This is a genomic window from Kitasatospora sp. NPDC089509 (assembly GCF_044749365.1).
Taxonomy (GTDB): domain Bacteria; phylum Actinomycetota; class Actinomycetes; order Streptomycetales; family Streptomycetaceae; genus Kitasatospora.
In genome coordinates this window covers 204,096-220,547 of record NZ_JBIVHS010000007.1, presented here as the reverse complement: position 1 = coordinate 220,547, position 16,452 = coordinate 204,096, and the positions used below count along the sequence as shown (strand labels likewise).

The following is a 16,452-nucleotide window of genomic DNA, read 5'->3' as shown; positions in this document are numbered from 1 at the left end:
CTAGACGGACGGCGTCCACACCGCGTGGTCGTGGGCGAACACCACCTGGTGCGGCCCGAGCTCCGCGACCCGGTCCAGCCAGGCCCGGTAGCCGGGCAGCGGCGCCGCGACCCCGTCGCGCACCGCCCGCCGGGCCAGCACGGCCTGCCCGTACTCGGAGGCGAAGTCGTACGCCTGCCCGGCCAGCAGCACGGTGTGGCCGTCGCTGCGTTCGACCAGCAGGGACTGGTGGCCGGCGGTGTGTCCGGGGGTGGGGAGCACCCGGAGGCCGGGCCAGATCGCCGTCTCGCCGTCGAGCTCTCGGTGGACGGCGCCGGGGAAGTCGACCAAGGCGTCGATGGTGTAGTCGCCGCGCCGGGCGGTGGCCAGTTCGGTCGACTGGACGAGGACCGGCGTCCCGGCGAACAGCGGATTGCCGCCGCAGTGGTCGAAGTGCAGGTGGCAGTTGACCACCAGGTCGATGTCGGAGACCGCGACCCCGGCCGCGGCGAGCGCCTCCGGCAGCGGGCGGCGCACCGGGCGGTAGTGCGCCTCGGTCTCCGGTGAGCCCGCACCGATCCCGGTGTCGAACAGCAGCAGCCCCTCCGAGCCCCGGACCAGGTACGCGAGCACCGGTTCCACCCGCGGCTCGGGCCCGCCCACCTCCTCGGCCGGCCGGACGATGTAGCCCAGGTCGAGACGGCGGATCGTGTGCATGCGTCCCCCTTGTCACTCAGCCCCCGTGCGTCGGCCGGGACGGCCGCCGTTCGCACCCTACCCGCCGCCCGGAGGGCCCTGCGGGGGCCCGGTCGCGCCCCATCTGCCGCCCGGTCGCGGGCCGGTGACGCACCGTCCGGTCAGAGGCCCGTCGTAGACCTACCGCCGTGCGGCGGGCGGTGGCGTGCGTCACGGCGGACGGACCGGATGCGGAGCACAATGCCCGGCATGATCGATCGTCCGACACCGCCCGAGCACGGGCCCGCCGACCGCCCCACCGCCGACGTCTGGTCCGCCCTCGGCGGAGCGGCCGAACTCCTCGACCGGGTGGCGTTCCACGGCGCCCAGGAGGGCCTGCCCTCCGGCCTGCCGGTGCGGCGGCTGGCCCGGGCCACCGTGGCCGCCTGTTCGTTGGCCGCCGCCGAGCTCGCCGCGCACCGCGGCGGCGGCCCCGTCCCCGCCGTCCGGGTGGACGAGGGCGCGGTCGCCACCTCCTTCGTCAGCGAGCGGCACCTGGAGATCGACGGCCGCAAGCCGGTCGGCTTCGCCCCGCTCTCCGGCTTCTGGCGCACCGCCGACGGCTGGATCCGCACCCACGCCAACTACCCGCACCACCGCGACCGGCTGCTGGACGTCCTCGGCCTCGCCCCCGACGCCGGGCCGGAGCAACTCGCCGAGACGCTGGGCGCGTTGCCGGGGGAGGAGGTGCAGGAGCGCGCGTACGCGGCGGGGGCGCTCGCCGTGGCGGTCGCGCCGGTGAGTGAGGCCGTGCACCCCCTGGTGGAGTGCCGGGAGGTCGGCGACGCGCCGGTCCGCCCGCTCGCAGCGGTCCCGGTGGACCGGCCCGCCGCCGGGATCAGGGTCCTCGACCTCAGCCGGGTGATCTCCGGACCGGTCGCCACCCGTACCCTCGCCCTGCTCGGCGTCGACGTGCTGCGGATCGACTCGCCCCGGCTGCCCGAGGCCGACGACGCCCACACCGACACCGGCTTCGGCAAGCGCTCCACCCGCCTCGACCTCGCCGACCCGGCCGACCGGGCCGTCTTCGAGGGCCTGCTCGACACCGCCGACGTGGTGGTCTCCGCCTACCGCCCCGGCTCCCTCGACGCCTACGGCCTGGCCCCCGAGGCGCTGTTCGCCCGGCGGCCCGACCTGATCCTCGCCCAGATCTCCGCCTGGGGCTGGACCGGTCCGTGGTCCGGCCGCCGGGGCTTCGACAGCCTGGTCCAGGCCGGCGTCGGCATCGCCGCCCACGAGGCCGGGCCCGACGGCCGCCCCGGTGCGCTGCCCGCCCAGGCCCTCGACCACGGCACCGGCTACCTGCTCGCCGCCGCCGTCCTGCGCGCCCTCACCGACCAGCGCACCCGCCGCCCCGGCGGCCGCCACCTGCGCTTCTCCTTCGTCGGTACGGCCTCCTGGCTGCTGCACGGCATCCCGTCCGAGCCGGGCACCGAACCGGGCACCGAGCCGGGCGCCTCGTCGCACTCCGGCACCGAGCCGTACGACCCGGCGCGCCACCTCACCGAGACCGACTCGGCGTACGGACGGCTGCGGCACGCCCTGCCGCCGATCGGCTACGCCGGTGCACCGACCGACTGGGCCCGTCCGCCCGGGCGTTGGGGGACGGACGCCCCGGTCTGGCTCTGAGCGGCCGGTGTCCGAGCGGCTGGTCCGGGACACAGCTCCGGGCACCCGCTCCGGACACCCGGCGGGCGGCATTGTCAGCGCTCCCTGGCACCATCACCACATGACCGCCGCACACGCCACCGACTACACCTGGTTCGAACAGCGCTACCCCGTCCTGGGCGAGGCCTACTGCCTCACCCAGGTCGAGGGCGTCTCCGCCGAGGAACTGCTGCGCCGCTTCGACGCCCTGACCGGCCGGGAGGTGACCGGGCTGGACGCGGTGGTCGCCGCCTGGGAGACCTTCGACGACGGGGAGGACACCGAGGCCGAGGCGCTGCTCGACCCGGACGAGGATCGACTGCTGGTCGCCGTCACCGAGTTGGACGGCTGGGCCCTCGCGGTCGAGCCCTACGGCTACCTCGGCAGCCTGGCCGAGGTCATAACGGGGCTCGGCGAAGGCACCCGGCTGGTCTCGCACTTCCGGAACGTCAACGCGGTGGACCACTTCAACTGGTGGGAGCGGGGCGCCTGCCGCCTGCAGTTCGAACCGCTCTTCGTCGACCAGCGGGACGGTACGGACGCCGATGCCCCCGGCATCCCCGAACTGCTGGCGGCCTGCGGCTTCCAGCTGGACGGGGAGCGCCACGAGCTGCACACCGAGGCCGCGTTCGCGCTCGCCGAGCGGCTGACGGACGTCCGGCTCGGCCCGGAACGACTGGAGGCCGCCACCTTCCGGCTCGGCTACGCGCCCCGGCCGTAGCGGCGGGTCAGACCCCGGACGGGATCCGCTTGGCCCGGCCGCGCACCTGGACGGCGGTCGCGATCTCGACCACGCCCAGGATCACCAGCCAGCACCCGGCCAGTACGGTCAGCGCGGCGATCGAGCCGACCGGCCAGACCATCAGCAGTACGCCGGCCAGGGTGTTGGCCACTCCCGCGAAGGCCTGCCAGCCGCGGGCGGGCATCAGCGGGTCGGAGATCGCGGCGGCGAGCTGGGTGATCCCGCGGAACAGCCAGCCGATCCCGATCCAGAGGGCGAGCAGCAACAGGGACTGGACCGCGCTGCGGAAGCAGAGCAGCCCGAGCAGCACGCTGATCGCACCGCTGATGAAGGCCAGGACCCGCAGTGCGGTGGTGGCGTGGGTGCCGAACGCGGCGACCAGCTGGACGACGCCGATGACCAGCAGGTAGAGGCCGAACAGCACGCCCACCACCAGCAGCGTCTCCCGGGGCCAGACGAAGACGACGATGCCCAGGGCGAGCGAGGCGACCCCGGCGGCCAGCAGGACCTGCCAGGCGGCCTTGGCGAGTGCGCCGAGCGGGCCCTGGACCGGGGTTCCGTCGGGGGTGATGATCGGAGGGGCCACGGCGGCGTACTCCTCGGGTCGGGGGCGGAGGACGAACCCCAGCCTCCGCGCGCCGCCGCCGGACCGCCTGCCGGGTACGTCCGTTCGAGTGATGCTCCGCAGTCTTCGGAACGACACCCTCCGGTCACCCGCCGTCGATATCATCCGTCGGTATGACTTCTGAAGGGTGGGGGACCCCTCCGGTCGAGCCGATCAGCCAGCACTACATCGTCTGCGGGGGAAACGCACTGGCCCACCGGCTGGTCCTGGAACTCGTCGAGCACTACGAAGTCCCGGTCGTCGTCCTGGTCGCCGACCGCACCCGCGACCACGCGCCGCGGATCGAACGGATCACCGGCGTCGCCGCCGTCGTCGAGTACCCGAACATCACCGAGGAAGCACTGCGCGCGGTGTCCATCGACACCGCCCGCGGCCTCGCCCTGGTCGAGGGCAGCGACCAGGAGAACATCCACGCCGCGCTCAGCGCCCAGGGCCACAACCCGAGCATCCGGATCGTCTTCCGGATGTTCAACCAGCGTCTCGGCGAGAACATCGAACGGCTGCTCAGGAACGGTGCCGCGCTCTCCGGCTCCGCCACCGCCGCCCCGGCCTTCGCCGCCGCCGCGCTCGGCCGGCCCAACTCGGTGGAGGTCGGCGGCCGTTACCTGCACATCGCGTTCGACGACGCGATCACCTCGGACCGGCTCTGCGTGGTCGCCGACCGGATCGACCGGCAGGACCTCAGCACGATCCGCCTGCTGCCGGAACAGGAGGGCGACTCGGCCCAGTTCGTCCGGCTCGCGCAGGAGTTCGGCGACGACGGGCCGGTCCGTCCGGGCGGGGTGCGGCGCGAACCCGGTCCCGGAGCGGGACCGGACGCGGACGCGGATGCGGCACCGGCAGCGGAAGTGGAAGTGGAAGCGGAGTCGAGACCCGGGCCCGGGGCCGCGAAGCCGCCGGGCGGGACCGCCGCGCTCCAGGCGATGCGGATGGAGCCCCGGGAGCCGACCAACTGGACCAGGCGCCTGCGCTGGCGGGTGCTCGACGCCATGCGCTTCTTCACCAGCGCCCGGATGCGGCTGGTGCTGCTCACCGCGCTCGCCGCGGTGCTGCTCGCCTTCGCGGTGCTCTGGTACCTCAGCCGGGACTTCGGCTGGACCGTCTACATCTCCCTGCTCGACCTGGCCGGCGCGGCCCAGCCCGACCAGCAGGCCGACATCGCCGCCGGGACCGGGACGGGCGGGGGCTGGCAGCGGGCCGCCCAGGTGGTGATCACCCTCTGCGGGATCACCTTCGCGCCGGTCGCCACCGCCATCGTGGTCGAGGTGCTCGGCTCCGGGCGGCGCGGGCTGCCGCGCAACCCGAGTGCCGGCACCCGGGACCACGTGATCGTGGTCGGACTCGGCAACGTCGGCACCCGGGTCGCCATCCAGCTGCACGAGATGGGGGTGCCGGTGGTCTGCATGGAGCGCGACCCGCAGGCCCGCGGCATCGCGACGGCCCGGGCACTCGGGATCCCGGTGGTCCTGGGCGACGGGCCGTTCGAGGAGCAGCTACGCCGGGCCCGGCTGAAGCATGCCCGGTCCCTGGTCGCGGTCAGTGGGGACGACGCCACCAACCTGGAGGCGGCCCTGGAGGCGCGCCACGGCAACCCGGACGTCCGGGTGACGGTCCGGCTGTTCGACGACAACTTCGCCGGCCACTTCTACAAGACGCTGGACAACGCGGCCTCCCGCTCGGTCTCCTACCTGGCCGCGCCCGCCTTCGCCGCCGCCCTGATGGGCAGTGAGGTGCGCGGGACGCTGTCGGTGTTCCGGCACGTGCTGCTGATCGCCGAGTTGACGGTGGAGGACGGCAGCGGGCTGATCGGGCTCAACCGGCACGACCTGGAGGACCCGGGCGGGGTCCGGGTGATCGCCGTCCGCTTCGCCCGCAGCAACCAGCTGCACTGGGGATTCGCGGACCGCACCCGGCGACTGGCCCCGGGCGACCGCATCGTGGTCGCCGCCACCCGCAGTGGGCTGGCGCGGCTGAACACGGTGCTGGTGGAGGAGGGGTGACGGGGAACAGGTGACGGCGGACGGATGACAGCGAACAGATTTCATCAGCTGAAATCCGTTCGCTGTCATCTGTTGCCTGAAACCTGTTCGCGCGTCGCCGGCCGCCGTCCGCCGCCGTCCGGCCGCAGTCCGCCGTCGTCAGCGGTTCTCGAACTTCGCCGCCCGCTTCTCGGCGAAGGCGGACATGCCCTCCTTCTGGTCCGCGGTGGCGAACACCGAGTGGAACAGGCGGCGTTCGAAGCGGACGCCCTCGGCGAGGGTGGTCTCGAAGGCCCGGTTGACGCTCTCCTTGAGCATGATCGCGGCCGGGGCGGACATCGCCGCGACGGTCTCGGCGGTGGCCAGCGCCTCGGTGAGCAGCTGGTCGGCCGGGACGATCCGGGCGACCAGGCCGGCCCGCTCGGCCTCCTCGGCGCCCATCATCCGGCCGGTCAGGCACAGGTCCATGGCCTTGGCCTTGCCGATGGCCCGGGTCAGCCGCTGCGAGCCGCCGATGCCGGGGAGCACCCCGAGCTTGATCTCCGGCTGCCCGAACTTCGCGGTGTCCGCGGCCAGCAGGATGTCGCACATCATCGCCAGCTCGCAGCCGCCGCCCAGCGCGAAGCCGGCCACCGCGGCGACCACCGGCTTGCGCAGCGCGGCGAAGCGGTCCCACGGGCCCAGCCAGTCGTCCAGGTAGACGTCCGGGAACCGGTTGGTCTGCATCTCCTTGATGTCGGCGCCGGCCGCGAAGGCCTTCTCCGAACCGGTGATCACCAGACAGCCGATCTCCGGGTCCCGGTCGAAGGCGGTGGCGGCCGCCACCACCTCGTTCATCAGCTGGGTGTTCAGCGCGTTGAGCGCCTTGGGCCGGTTGAGCGTGATCAGCCCGACCCGGCCCTTGCGCTCGACCAGGATCGTCTCGTAGGCCTCGGTCTCGACCATCGCCGTCACTCCCATTCCACTGCTCGGCACCGCGCGGGCGCGCCCTGACCACCCAACGATCTACGACGCGCCCGGTCCCGCGCCAGTCTTGGTATGCGAGACGCCGGTCACCAGTCCGACGGTGGCCGGAGCAGCGGAAAGATCAGAACCGGACGCCGTGGCGTTCCGCCGCCCGCCGGACGGTCTCGGCCTTGATCTCGCCCCGGCGGGCCAGTGCGGCCAGCGCGGCGACCGTCACCGACTCGGCGTCCACTCCGAAGTGCCGTCGGGTCGCCGCCCGGCTGTCCGAGAGGCCGAAGCCGTCGGTGCCCAGGGAGGTCCAGTCCTGTTCCACCCAGGGCCGGATCTGGTCCGGCACCGCGCGCATCCAGTCGCTGACCGCCAGCACCGGTCCGGGGGCCCCGGCGAGCGCCCGGGTCACGTACGGGACGCGGGCCGCCGCGCCGGTACCGGCGGCCGCCTCGGCCAGGTTGGCGGCGTCGCAGTCCAGCGCCTCCCGGCGCAGCTCCGTCCAGGACGGCGCCGACCAGACGTCGGCCGCCACGCCCCACTCCTCGCCGAGCAGCCGCTGTGCGGCCAGTGCCCAGTGCACGGCGGTGCCGGAGGCGAGCAGCTGGATCCGCGGGGCGTCGGCGGCGAGCGCGGTGGCGTCGGCCGCGCGGTAACGGTAGAGCCCGTGCAGGATGCCGTCGACGATCCGGTCCCCGGCGGGCAGGGCGGGCTGCGGCAGCGGCTCGTTGTAGACGGTGAGGTAGTAGAACACGTCCTCGCCGTCCGGGTGTTGCGGACTGCTGCCGTACATCCGGCGCAGTCCCTCGCGGACGATCACGGCGACCTCGTAGCCGAAGGCCGGGTCGTAGGAGAGCGCGGCCGGATTGGTCGATGCGATCAACTGCGAGTGGCCGTCGGCGTGTTGCAGTCCCTCGCCGGTCATGGTGGTGCGTCCGGCGGTGGCACCGATCAGGAAGCCGCGGCCCAACTGGTCGGCCATGGCCCACATCTGGTCGGCGGTGCGCTGCCAGCCGAACATCGAGTAGAAGATGTAGAACGGGATGACCGGCTCGCCGTGGGTGGCGTACGCGGTGGCGGCGGCGGTCAGCGAGGCCATCGAACCGGCCTCGGTGATGCCTTCGTTGAGGATCTGTCCGCTCACCGACTCCTTGTAGTGGAGGAGTTGGTCGCGGTCCACCGGGTCGTAGGTCTGGCCGAGCGGGGAGTAGATCCCGGCGGTGGGGAAGAGCGACTCCATGCCGAAGGTGCGCGCCTCGTCCGGGACGATCGGCACCCAGCGGTGGCCGGTGGCCTTGTCCCGGATCAGGTCCTTGACCAGTCGGACGAAGGCCATCGTGGTGGCGATCTCCTGCGTGCCGGAGCCCTTGAGCAGCGTCTCGAAGGGCTTGGCGGGCAGGTCGGGCAGCGGCGTGAAGCGCACCCGGCGGGCCGGGGCGGGGCCGCCCAGCGCGGCCCGGCGCTCGCGCAGGTAGCGGACCTCGGGCGAGTCCGGGCCAGGGTGGGCGTAGGGGACCAGGTCGGCGTCCAGGGCGCTGTCGGGGATGGGGAGTTCGAGCAGGTCGCGCATCGCGCGGAACTCCGCCCCGGAGAGCTTCTTCATCTGGTGGTTGGCGTTGCGGGCCTCGAAGCCGGGGCCGAGGGTCCAGCCCTTGACGGTCTGCACCAGTACCACCGTGGGTGCGCCCCGGTGCTCCAGGGCCGCCCGGTAGGCGGCGTACACCTTGCGCGGTTCGTGGCCGCCGCGGGAGGTGGCGACGATCTCGGACAGTCGCCGGTCGTCCAACCCGTCCGCGAGCGCGCGCAGTTCGGGATCGGCGTGGAACAGGTGGGCGCGGATGTACGCGGCGTCGGAGGCGGCGTAGGTCTGGAACTGTCCGTCCGGCACCTCGCCGAGGCGGCGGACCAGGGCGCCGGTGGTGTCCCGGGCCAGCAGCTCGTCCCAGGCCTCGCCCCACAGCGACTTGACGACGTTCCAGCCGGCCGCGCGGAACTGCCGCTCCAGCTCCTGCACGATCTTGCCGTTGCCGCGCACCGGTCCGTCCAGGCGCTGGAGGTTGCAGTTGATCACGAAGGTCAGGTTGTCCAGGCCCTCGCGGGCGGCCAGGGCGAGGGCCGCGGTGGACTCCGGCTCGTCCATCTCGCCGTCGCCGAGGAAGGCCCAGACGTGCGAGCCGGAGGTGTCCTTGATCCCGCGTGCCGTCAAGTACCGGTTGAACCGGGCCTGGTGGATCGCCGAGAGCGGTCCGAGGCCCATCGAGACGGTGGGGAACTCCCAGAACCAGGGCAGTCGGCGCGGGTGCGGGTAGGAGGGCAGTCCGTCGCCGCCGGCCTCCTGCCGGAACCGGTCCAACTGGGCTTCGGTGAGGCGGCCTTCGAGGAACGCGCGGGCGTAGACGCCGGGGGCGGCGTGGCCCTGGACGTACAGCTGGTCGCCGGAGCCGTCGGCCTCCTTGCCGCGGAAGAAGTGCTGGAAGCCGACCTCGTACAGCCAGGCGGCGGAGGCGTAGGTGGCCATGTGCCCGCCGAGGCCGCCGCGGTGGTTGCCCCTGGTCACCATGGCGGCGGCGTTCCAGCGGTTCCAGGCGGTGATCCGCCGCTCCATCTCCTCGTCGCCCGGGAACGCGGGCTCCGCGGCGGTGGGGATGGTGTTGACGTACGGGGTGTCCAGCAGCGGGGGGACGTCGAGCCGCAGCCGTTGGGCGTGTTCGACGAGGCGTCGCAGCAGGTGGGCGGCGCGGTGGGGCCCGCCGAAGTCGCGGGCGGCGTCGAGCGAGTCGCGCCACTCCGCGATCTCCTCGGGGTCCTGGTCGTGAAGCTGGTCGAGCTGGGACACGGGCGGTTCCCCTTTACCGGTGCGCTTCCAGCACTGATTCCGCGATACGGAATAGTGTTTCTCTTCATGGAACTACTTGGACCGTAAGGACGCGTGGGGTGGCGAGTCAACTCCTACTGGCGAGTAGTTTGAGCGATGATCGATCATCTTTGTGCGAACAAAAGGGGGGGGCGGGTCGGCGACGGGCGAGCCGTGGCGGAGGGAGATCAGGCGGAGCGGTCGGCGTACTCCAGGACGTGCTCCGCGAGCAGTCGCCCGACCTCGGGGTCCCGCCGCCGGAACGCCTCGATCAGCGGACGGTGGTCGGCGGCGTTCTCGTGCAGCTCCGGCCGGACCAGGTGCAGCGACAGCACCGTCCACACCTCGACGCCCAGGCCCTCCCAGGTCCGCAGCAGCGTCCCGTTGCCGGAGGCGGCGACGATCTCCCGGTGGAACGCGACCCCGTGCCGGGCCTGGCCGAGCGTGTCACCGGCCTCGGCGGCCGCCGCCATCGCCTCGGCGTGCCGCTCCAGCGCGCCGGTGTCCCCGGCCAGTCGGACCACGGCCGCCTCGGCGGCCGGCCGCTCCAGCGCCGCCCGCACCTGGTAGACCTCGCGCAGCTCCGCCGGGCCGATCTGGCGCACCCGGACGCCCCGGTTGGGCTCGGTGACCAGCAGTCCCAGGGTCTGCAGGGAGCGCAGCGCCTCGCGCACCGGCGCCTGGCTGACGTTCAACTCGGCTGCCAGGCGCCGCTCGACGATCCGGTCCCCGGGCTGCCAGCGGCCACCGAGCAGGCCCTCCAGCAGCAGCCCGCGCACCTGCTCGCCCAGCGGCACCCGGGACAGCGGGTCGGCCGATCCGCCCGCCGTCAGGGGCGTCGGCGCCGGCGTCGGGTGGTTCATGGCGGTCTCCAGGCTTTCCGGGGGCGGGAGTTCGACGGACGGCCGAGGGCCGGTCAGGCCAGGCCCAGCTCGTCGCCCGGGCGCGGGGCGAGGAAGCGGGCGACCTCGGCCTCTGTCACTCCGGCGAGCGTACCCGGCGACCACTGCGGCCTGCGGTCCTTGTCGATCACCTGGGCGCGGATGCCCTCGGGCAGGTCGGGGCCGTCCAGCGCGGCGCAGGAGACGCGGTACTCCTGGTCGAGCACGGCCTCCAGGGAGGGCAGGGTACGGGCCCGGCGCAGGGCGGCCAGGGCGACCTTGACGGCGGTGGGGGAGTTCCCGAGGATCAGCTCGGCGGTCTCCTTCGCCGCCGGAACGCCGGAGTCGAGCAGCCGCTCGACGATCTCCTCGACGGTGTCGGCCCGGTAGCAGGCGTCGATCCAGGCGCGCTGCCCGTCGAGCTCCGCGGGCGGTGCGGGCTCGGCGTGGGCGGCGACGGTCGCCGCCGGGTCGGTGCCGTGGGCGAGGGCGTCGAGCAGTCCGGGCAGGCGGGCGGACGGGACGTAGTGGTCCGCGAAGCCGCACAGCAGTGCGTCGCCGGGGCCCGTCGAGGCGGAGGTGAGCCCGAGGTGGAGGCCCAACTCGCCCGGCGCGCGGGCCAGTAGGCGACTGCCGCCGACGTCCGGGACCAGTCCGATCCGGGTCTCGGGCATCGCGATCACGGTGTGCTCGGTGACGATCCGCAGTGCGGCGTGCGCGGACAGGCCGATGCCGCCGCCCATGGTGATGCCGTCCATCACCGCGACGAACGGCTTGGGGTAGCGGGCGATCAGCGCGTTCACCCGGTACTCGTCGCGGAAGAAGGCGCGGGTGCCGGCTCCGCCGGCCGTGACGTCGGCGTGCATCGCGCGCAGGTCCGCGCCCGCGCACAGGCCCCGCTCGCCGGCTCCGGTCAGGACGACGGCGCGCACCCGGTCGTCCGCGGCCCAGTCGTCCAGCGTGGCGCGGATGGTGGTGATCATGCTGTGGGTCAGTGAGTTGAGCGCTCGCGGGCGGTTCAGCACGATCCGTCCGAGGCCGCTGCCGCCGGTGTCCAGGACCGTCCGGACCTCCGCCGCCTCTGCGCTCATCGCAACCGCTCCGTCCCCTCGGTGATCCGGCCTTCCGCGATCCACCGTACCGGGGCGGGTGGGACGTTGTGATCACGAGGCCGGGCCGTCGGCCATCGGCCAGTGCGACGCCGACGAACCGCCCGACGGGGGCGGTGGGGCGCGAACGGGGTCGGGCAAACGGATAACAGCCGACAGATTTCAGATGATGAAATCTGTCGGCTGTTATCCGTTATCCGTTACTTGTCAGCTGTCAGCCGTCAGCCGTCAGCCCCGCACCCGACCCGAGACCTCGCCGAACCCGACCACCGCGCCGTCCGGCCCCGGGGCCGTCGCCGTGATGACGACCTCGTCGCCGTCCTCCAGGAAGGTCCGGGTGCTCCCGTCCGGCAGCTTGAGCGGCTCCTCGCCGTTCCAGGTCAGCTCGATCAGCGCGCCCCGGGTGTCCCGCTCCGGCCCGCTGACCGTCCCCGAGGCGAACAGGTCGCCGGTGCGCAGCGAGGCGCCGTTGACGGTCATGTGGGTCAGCTGCTGCTGCGCCGTCCAGTACATGGAGGCGAACGGCGGGCGCGAGACCGGGTGCCCGTTCAGCCGGACCTCCATCGCCAGGTCCAGCCCCCACGGCTCGTTGCCGCGGTCGTCCAGGTAGGGGAGCGGCTCGACGTCGCGCTCCGGCGGGCTGACCCGGGCGTGCTGCAGGGCGTCCAGCGGCACGATCCACGGCGAGATCGACGTCGCGAAGGACTTGCCGAGGAACGGTCCGAGCGGCACGTACTCCCAGGCCTGGATGTCGCGCGCCGACCAGTCGTTGAGCAGGCAGACGCCGAACACGTGCTCGCGGAAGTCGTCCAGCACGACCGGTCGGCCCAGTTCGGACGGCGTGCCGACGACGAAGCCGACCTCGGCCTCGATGTCCAGCCGCCGGGACGGCCCGAAGCTCGGCACCGCGTCGGCGGGCGCCTTGCGCTGCCCGTGCGGACGCACCACCGGCGTGCCGGAGACGACGACCGTGCCCGCCCGCCCGTGGTAACCGATGGGCAGGTGCTTCCAGTTGGGGGTGAGCGGCTCCGAGCCCGGGCGGAAGATCCGGCCCAGGTTGGTGGCGTGGTGCTCGGAGGCGTAGAAGTCGACGTAGTCCGCGACCTCGAACGGCAGGTGCAGCTCGACCTCGTCGGCCGGCAGCAGGGCCGGCGACAGCGCCTCGCGGAACGACTCGTCGGTCAGCCAGCGGGTGAGGTCGGCGCGCACCCGGGTCCAGACCGAACGCCCGGCTGCCATCAGCGGGTTGAGCGAGTCCGCGTCGAGCAGCTCGGACGGCGCGCCGGCCGCGCGGGCGGCGGCCCCGGCGTCCAGCACGAAGGCCCCGACGCGCACGCCGATCCGGCGCCGCCCGGGCCGGTCGGCCGCGGTGAAGACGCCGTACGGCAGGTTGTGCACGCCGAACGGCGAGTCCTGCGCGCTGGTGAGCCAGCTGCGGGGGCTGCTGGGGGTGGTGCTCAACGGTCCTCCCGGACGAGTGGACTGGGCGACAGCAGGCCGAGCGCGGCCAGGTCGTCCAGGGGTTCGGTGATGCTGCAGGTGCCGAACGCGGTGAACGAGTTGCGGATCACCGTAACCTGGTGCCCGCTCAGGGCGTGCGCGGCCTTGGCCAGCACCTGGCCGTCGCGTTCGGCCAACACCTCGGCCGCTGCGGCGGGTTCGGTCTCCTGGGCGGCCAGCAGCACGTTGAGGAAGCCGTGGTGCTCGAAGCCGGTCCCCGGGTCGGTGTGCCGGACGGCGTTGTGCAGTCCGGCCGTGCACTTGTACGGCAGGCCGCGCCGGGCGCAGCCGGTGAGGAAGGCGGCCAGCTCGTCCTCGCCGGGGAACGCCTCGGCGACCACTCCGCCGGTGCGGAACTTCGCCCGGTAGGCGCTGTCGACGAGGGCGTCCAGCACCGCGTCCAGCCCGTCCCCGCGCAGGAGTTCGCGCGGCAGCTCGACGGCGGCGGGCACGTCCGGCGGCAGCAGCCGGTCCAGCTCGGTCACGGCCTCCTGGACGTTTCGGGTGGCGAGCTCGACGCCCGCGAGCTCGAAGGGTGCGGCGGCGGCGAGCGCCGGCCCGAGCTCGGCGCTGCCCCCCGGCAGCACCAGCCCGACCCTGAGCGGCCCGGTGCCCGCCACCGCCGCGGCCAGTTCGCCCAACCGGCCCGCCCCGCACAGGAACGGGCCGACGGCGTCGGCGTACCAGGCCGTGCGGTGGGCGCGGTGCGCGGGCACCGCGTCGACGACCGGCAGGTTCCCCGGGGGGAACACCGCCGCGTCGTCGAAGAGCCCACGGAACAGCTCCGGAATCACCGGGGCCGGGCCCGGGGCAGCGCCGGCGCTCATCGCCCAGGCCCCCGACCCGCCCAGGTCCAGGCGTAGCCGGTGTCCTCGGTGGCCCGCCCACCCTCGCCGAGCTCCAGCGGGCGGAAGGTGTCCACCATGACCGCCAGCTCGTCGAAGAATTCCACGCCGATGCTGCGCTCGTACGCGCCCGGCTGCGGTCCGTGGGTGTGCCCGCCGGGGTGCAGCGAGATCGAGCCCTGGGCGATGCCGGAACCCTTGCGGGCCGCGTAGTCGCCGCCGCAGTAGAACATCACCTCGTCGCTGTCCACGTTGGCGTGGTAGTACGGCACCGGAACCGACAGCGGGTGGTAATCCACCTTGCGGGGAACGAAGTTGCAGATCACGAAGTTGTTGCCCTCGAACACCTGGTGGGCCGGCGGCGGCTGGTGGACCCGCCCGGTGATCGGCTCGAAGTCGCTGATGTTGAAGGCGTACGGGTACAGGCAGCCGTCCCAGCCGACCACGTCGAAGGGGTGGTGCGGCACGGTGTAGCGGGTGCCCGAAACCCCGTTCGGGCCACGGTGCTTGACCAGCACGTCGACGTCCCCGGGGGCGTCGACCACCAGCGGCCCGACCGGCCCGCGGAAGTCCCGCTCGCAGTACGGCGCGTGCTCCAGCAGCTGCCCGTACTTGGAGAGGTAGCGCTTGGCCGGGGTGATGTGGCTGTTCGCCTCGATGCAGTACGCGCGCAGCGGCTCGTCGCCGGTGGGCACCCAGCGGTGGGTGGTTGCGCGCGGGATGATCACGTAGTCGCCCTGGCCGACCTCGATCGAGCCGAAGACCGTCTCGACCGCGCCCGCGCCGGACTCCACGTACACGCACTCGTCGCCGAGCCCGTTGCGGTACAGCTCACTGGGGGCCCCGGCGGCGACGTACGAGATCCGCACGTCGCCGTTGCCGAGGACCAGGCGCCGGCTGTTCACGACGTCCGCGGACTTCCACTCCTGGTCGGCGAACAGCTCGTGCAGCTTGAGGTGGCGGGGGAGCAGGGGATGGTTGGGCACCGTGGACTGGTCGGGCAGCTCCCAGGGCGCCGCGTCGACCACCGCCGAGGGGATGCCCCGGTGGTAGAGCAGCGACGAGTCGGAGGAGAAGCCCTCCTCGCCCATCAACTCCTCGTAGTACAGCCCGCCTTCGGGTGTGCGGTGCTGGGTGTGCCGCTTGGGCGGGATGTTGCCCAGCTGCCGGTAGTACGCCATCTCCGTGCTCCTCCTCGACCGTCCGTCAGGGTGTCCTGTGCAAAGGATCCCTGAGGCTCACAGGTTGCCGCGACGGTCCTGCTCGCGCTCGATGGACTCGAACAGCGCCTTGAAGTTGCCCTTGCCGAAGCCCAGCGAACCGTGCCGCTCGATGAACTCGTAGAAGACGGTGGGGCGGTCGCCGATCGGCTTGGTGAAGATCTGCAGCAGGTAGCCGTCCTCGTCGCGGTCGACCAGGATGCCGCGCTTCTTCAGCTCCTCGATCGGCACCCGGACCTTGCCGATCCGCTCGCGCAGCTCCGGGTCGTCGTAGTACGCGTCGGGGGTGTTGAGGAACTCCACGCCGCGCGCACGCAGCACGTCCACGGTGGTGAGGATGTCGTTGGTGGCGAGCGCCATGTGCTGGCAGCCGGGGCCGGTGTAGAACTCCAGGTACTCGTCGATCTGCGACTTCTTCTTGGCGATGGCCGGCTCGTTGAGCGGGAACTTCACCCGGTGGTTGCCGCTGGCGACGACCTTGGACATCAGCGCGGAGTACTCGGTGGCGATGTCGTCGCCGACGAACTCGGCCATGTTCACGAAGCCCATGACCCGGTTGTAGAACTGGACCCACTCGTCCATCCGGCCGAGCTCGACGTTGCCCACGGCGTGGTCCAGGGCCTGGAACAGGCGCTTGGGCGAGCCCTCCGGGTGGGTGACGGAGCTCTTGGCGACGACGTAGCCCGGCAGGTACGGGCCGTTGTAGCGGGAGCGGTCGATCAGGGTGTGGCGGGTCTCGCCGTAGGTGGCGATGGCCGCGCGGCGCACGGTGCCGTTCTCGTCCGAGACGTCGTTCGGCTCCTCCAGGACGGTGGCGCCGCTGGCGCGGGCGTGCTCGATGCACTTGTCGACGTCCGGGACCTCCAGGGCGAGGTCGACCACGCCGTCGCCGTGGCGGCGGTGGTGGTCCAGCAGCGCGCTGTCGGGCTGGACGCCGCCCTGGATCACGAAGCGGCAGGAGCCGGAGCGCAGCACGTAGGCCTTGCGGTCGCGGCGGCCGGTCTCCGGGCCGGAGTAGGCGACCAGCTCCATGCCGAACACGACCTGGTAGAACTGGGCCGTCTGGGTGGCGTTGCCGACCACGAACACGACCGCGTCCTGGGCGGTGACCGGGAACGGGTCGGAGGCCTGGTCGTGCTCGACGAGGCCGACGAGGCGGCGCAGCTGGTCGGCGTCGAGGCCGGCCTCGCGCTCCTCGGGGGTCAGCTCAAGGGCCTGGGACTGCGGGGTCATCGCTCGTTCCTCCACTCAGGGCCTCGGCGTTGAGGCGTCCGGGGGTGTCCGGGGTTTCCGGGGGCGTGCGGGGGCTCACGGGGGCGTGCGGGCCCTCCGGTCGCGGATCGCGTGGATCGCGGCCGCCGCGCCGCACGGCGAACGGGTGG

The 16,452-nt window shown here is 73.0% G+C and carries 13 protein-coding genes; 3 read left to right on the top strand and 10 right to left on the bottom strand.

What is annotated here, in order from left to right; all coding sequences use genetic code 11:
* A complete protein-coding gene (locus tag ACIP4P_RS17695; protein ID WP_400919358.1) occupies positions 1-696 on the bottom strand; it encodes an N-acyl homoserine lactonase family protein in 696 nt (231 codons plus the stop codon).
* A 228-nt stretch (positions 697-924) separates the two neighbouring features.
* On the opposite strand from ACIP4P_RS17695, the gene ACIP4P_RS17690 reads away from it, so the two are divergent.
* Together ACIP4P_RS17690 and ACIP4P_RS17685 are read left to right on the top strand one after the other, a co-directional pair.
* The gene (locus ACIP4P_RS17690) at positions 925-2,343 is read left to right on the top strand and encodes a CoA transferase (RefSeq protein WP_400919356.1); all 1,419 of its coding nucleotides are present in this window, start codon (positions 925-927) and stop codon (positions 2,341-2,343) included.
* A gap of 100 nt (positions 2,344-2,443) precedes the next feature.
* Positions 2,444-3,082 carry a DUF6461 domain-containing protein gene (locus ACIP4P_RS17685; protein WP_350514405.1) on the top strand — a complete coding sequence of 213 codons (639 nt, stop codon included), beginning with the start codon at positions 2,444-2,446 and terminating at the stop codon, positions 3,080-3,082.
* Between the two features lie 7 nt (positions 3,083-3,089).
* On the opposite strand, the gene ACIP4P_RS17680 is transcribed toward ACIP4P_RS17685, so the two are convergent.
* Entirely contained in the window at positions 3,090-3,689 is a 600-nt protein-coding gene (locus ACIP4P_RS17680; RefSeq protein WP_350514404.1) for an HdeD family acid-resistance protein, read from the bottom strand.
* A 152-nt stretch (positions 3,690-3,841) separates the two neighbouring features.
* Here ACIP4P_RS17680 and ACIP4P_RS17675 point away from each other — a divergent pair, with 152 nt between their 5' ends.
* Positions 3,842-5,728 carry an NAD-binding protein gene (locus ACIP4P_RS17675; protein WP_400919352.1) on the top strand — a complete coding sequence of 629 codons (1,887 nt, stop codon included), beginning with the start codon at positions 3,842-3,844 and terminating at the stop codon, positions 5,726-5,728.
* A 138-nt stretch (positions 5,729-5,866) separates the two neighbouring features.
* Here ACIP4P_RS17675 and ACIP4P_RS17670 read toward each other — a convergent pair whose 3' ends face one another.
* The 8 genes from ACIP4P_RS17670 to hppD all read right to left on the bottom strand — a co-directional run bounded on the left by ACIP4P_RS17670 (position 5,867) and on the right by hppD (position 16,303).
* A complete protein-coding gene (locus ACIP4P_RS17670) occupies positions 5,867-6,652 on the bottom strand; it encodes an enoyl-CoA hydratase (RefSeq protein ID WP_400919349.1) in 786 nt (261 codons plus the stop codon).
* Positions 6,653-6,794: 142 nt separating this feature from the next.
* Positions 6,795-9,497, bottom strand: a complete 2,703-nt coding sequence (gene aceE, locus ACIP4P_RS17665; protein ID WP_400919347.1) for a pyruvate dehydrogenase (acetyl-transferring), homodimeric type — start codon at positions 9,495-9,497, stop codon at positions 6,795-6,797.
* Positions 9,498-9,703: 206 nt separating this feature from the next.
* The gene (locus tag ACIP4P_RS17660; RefSeq protein WP_400919344.1) at positions 9,704-10,378 is read right to left on the bottom strand and encodes a GntR family transcriptional regulator; all 675 of its coding nucleotides are present in this window, start codon (positions 10,376-10,378) and stop codon (positions 9,704-9,706) included.
* Between the two features lie 53 nt (positions 10,379-10,431).
* Positions 10,432-11,487: an enoyl-CoA hydratase/isomerase family protein gene (locus ACIP4P_RS17655; protein WP_400919341.1), complete on the bottom strand. Its 1,056-nt coding sequence runs from the start codon at positions 11,485-11,487 to the stop codon at positions 10,432-10,434.
* 246 nt (positions 11,488-11,733) lie between these two features.
* The gene (gene fahA, locus ACIP4P_RS17650) at positions 11,734-12,966 is read right to left on the bottom strand and encodes a fumarylacetoacetase (RefSeq protein WP_400919339.1); all 1,233 of its coding nucleotides are present in this window, start codon (positions 12,964-12,966) and stop codon (positions 11,734-11,736) included.
* The gene (locus ACIP4P_RS17645; RefSeq protein ID WP_400919336.1) at positions 12,963-13,832 is read right to left on the bottom strand and encodes a hypothetical protein; all 870 of its coding nucleotides are present in this window, start codon (positions 13,830-13,832) and stop codon (positions 12,963-12,965) included. The genes fahA and ACIP4P_RS17645 overlap by 4 nt, the downstream gene beginning before the upstream one ends.
* Positions 13,829-15,031 (bottom strand): homogentisate 1,2-dioxygenase, encoded by a 1,203-nt coding sequence (locus ACIP4P_RS17640; protein ID WP_400919333.1) that lies wholly within the window; start codon positions 15,029-15,031, stop codon positions 13,829-13,831. Before ACIP4P_RS17640 ends, ACIP4P_RS17645 begins: the two co-directional genes overlap by 4 nt.
* A gap of 57 nt (positions 15,032-15,088) precedes the next feature.
* Positions 15,089-16,303: a 4-hydroxyphenylpyruvate dioxygenase gene (hppD, locus tag ACIP4P_RS17635; protein WP_400919330.1), complete on the bottom strand. Its 1,215-nt coding sequence runs from the start codon at positions 16,301-16,303 to the stop codon at positions 15,089-15,091.
* Between the last annotated feature and the right edge of the window lie 149 nt (positions 16,304-16,452).

Coding starts and splice junctions, on each gene's coding strand:
- ACIP4P_RS17695 (WP_400919358.1), bottom strand. CDS start 696: ATGCACACGATCCGCCGTCTCGACCTGGGCTACATCGTCCGGCCGGCC.
- ACIP4P_RS17690 (WP_400919356.1), top strand. CDS start 925: ATGATCGATCGTCCGACACCGCCCGAGCACGGGCCCGCCGACCGCCCC.
- ACIP4P_RS17685 (WP_350514405.1), top strand. CDS start 2,444: ATGACCGCCGCACACGCCACCGACTACACCTGGTTCGAACAGCGCTAC.
- ACIP4P_RS17675 (WP_400919352.1), top strand. CDS start 3,842: ATGACTTCTGAAGGGTGGGGGACCCCTCCGGTCGAGCCGATCAGCCAG.
- ACIP4P_RS17670 (WP_400919349.1), bottom strand. CDS start 6,652: ATGGTCGAGACCGAGGCCTACGAGACGATCCTGGTCGAGCGCAAGGGC.
- ACIP4P_RS17660 (WP_400919344.1), bottom strand. CDS start 10,378: ATGAACCACCCGACGCCGGCGCCGACGCCCCTGACGGCGGGCGGATCG.
- ACIP4P_RS17655 (WP_400919341.1), bottom strand. CDS start 11,487: ATGAGCGCAGAGGCGGCGGAGGTCCGGACGGTCCTGGACACCGGCGGC.
- ACIP4P_RS17645 (WP_400919336.1), bottom strand. CDS start 13,832: ATGAGCGCCGGCGCTGCCCCGGGCCCGGCCCCGGTGATTCCGGAGCTG.
- ACIP4P_RS17640 (WP_400919333.1), bottom strand. CDS start 15,031: ATGGCGTACTACCGGCAGCTGGGCAACATCCCGCCCAAGCGGCACACC.
- hppD (WP_400919330.1), bottom strand. CDS start 16,303: ATGACCCCGCAGTCCCAGGCCCTTGAGCTGACCCCCGAGGAGCGCGAG.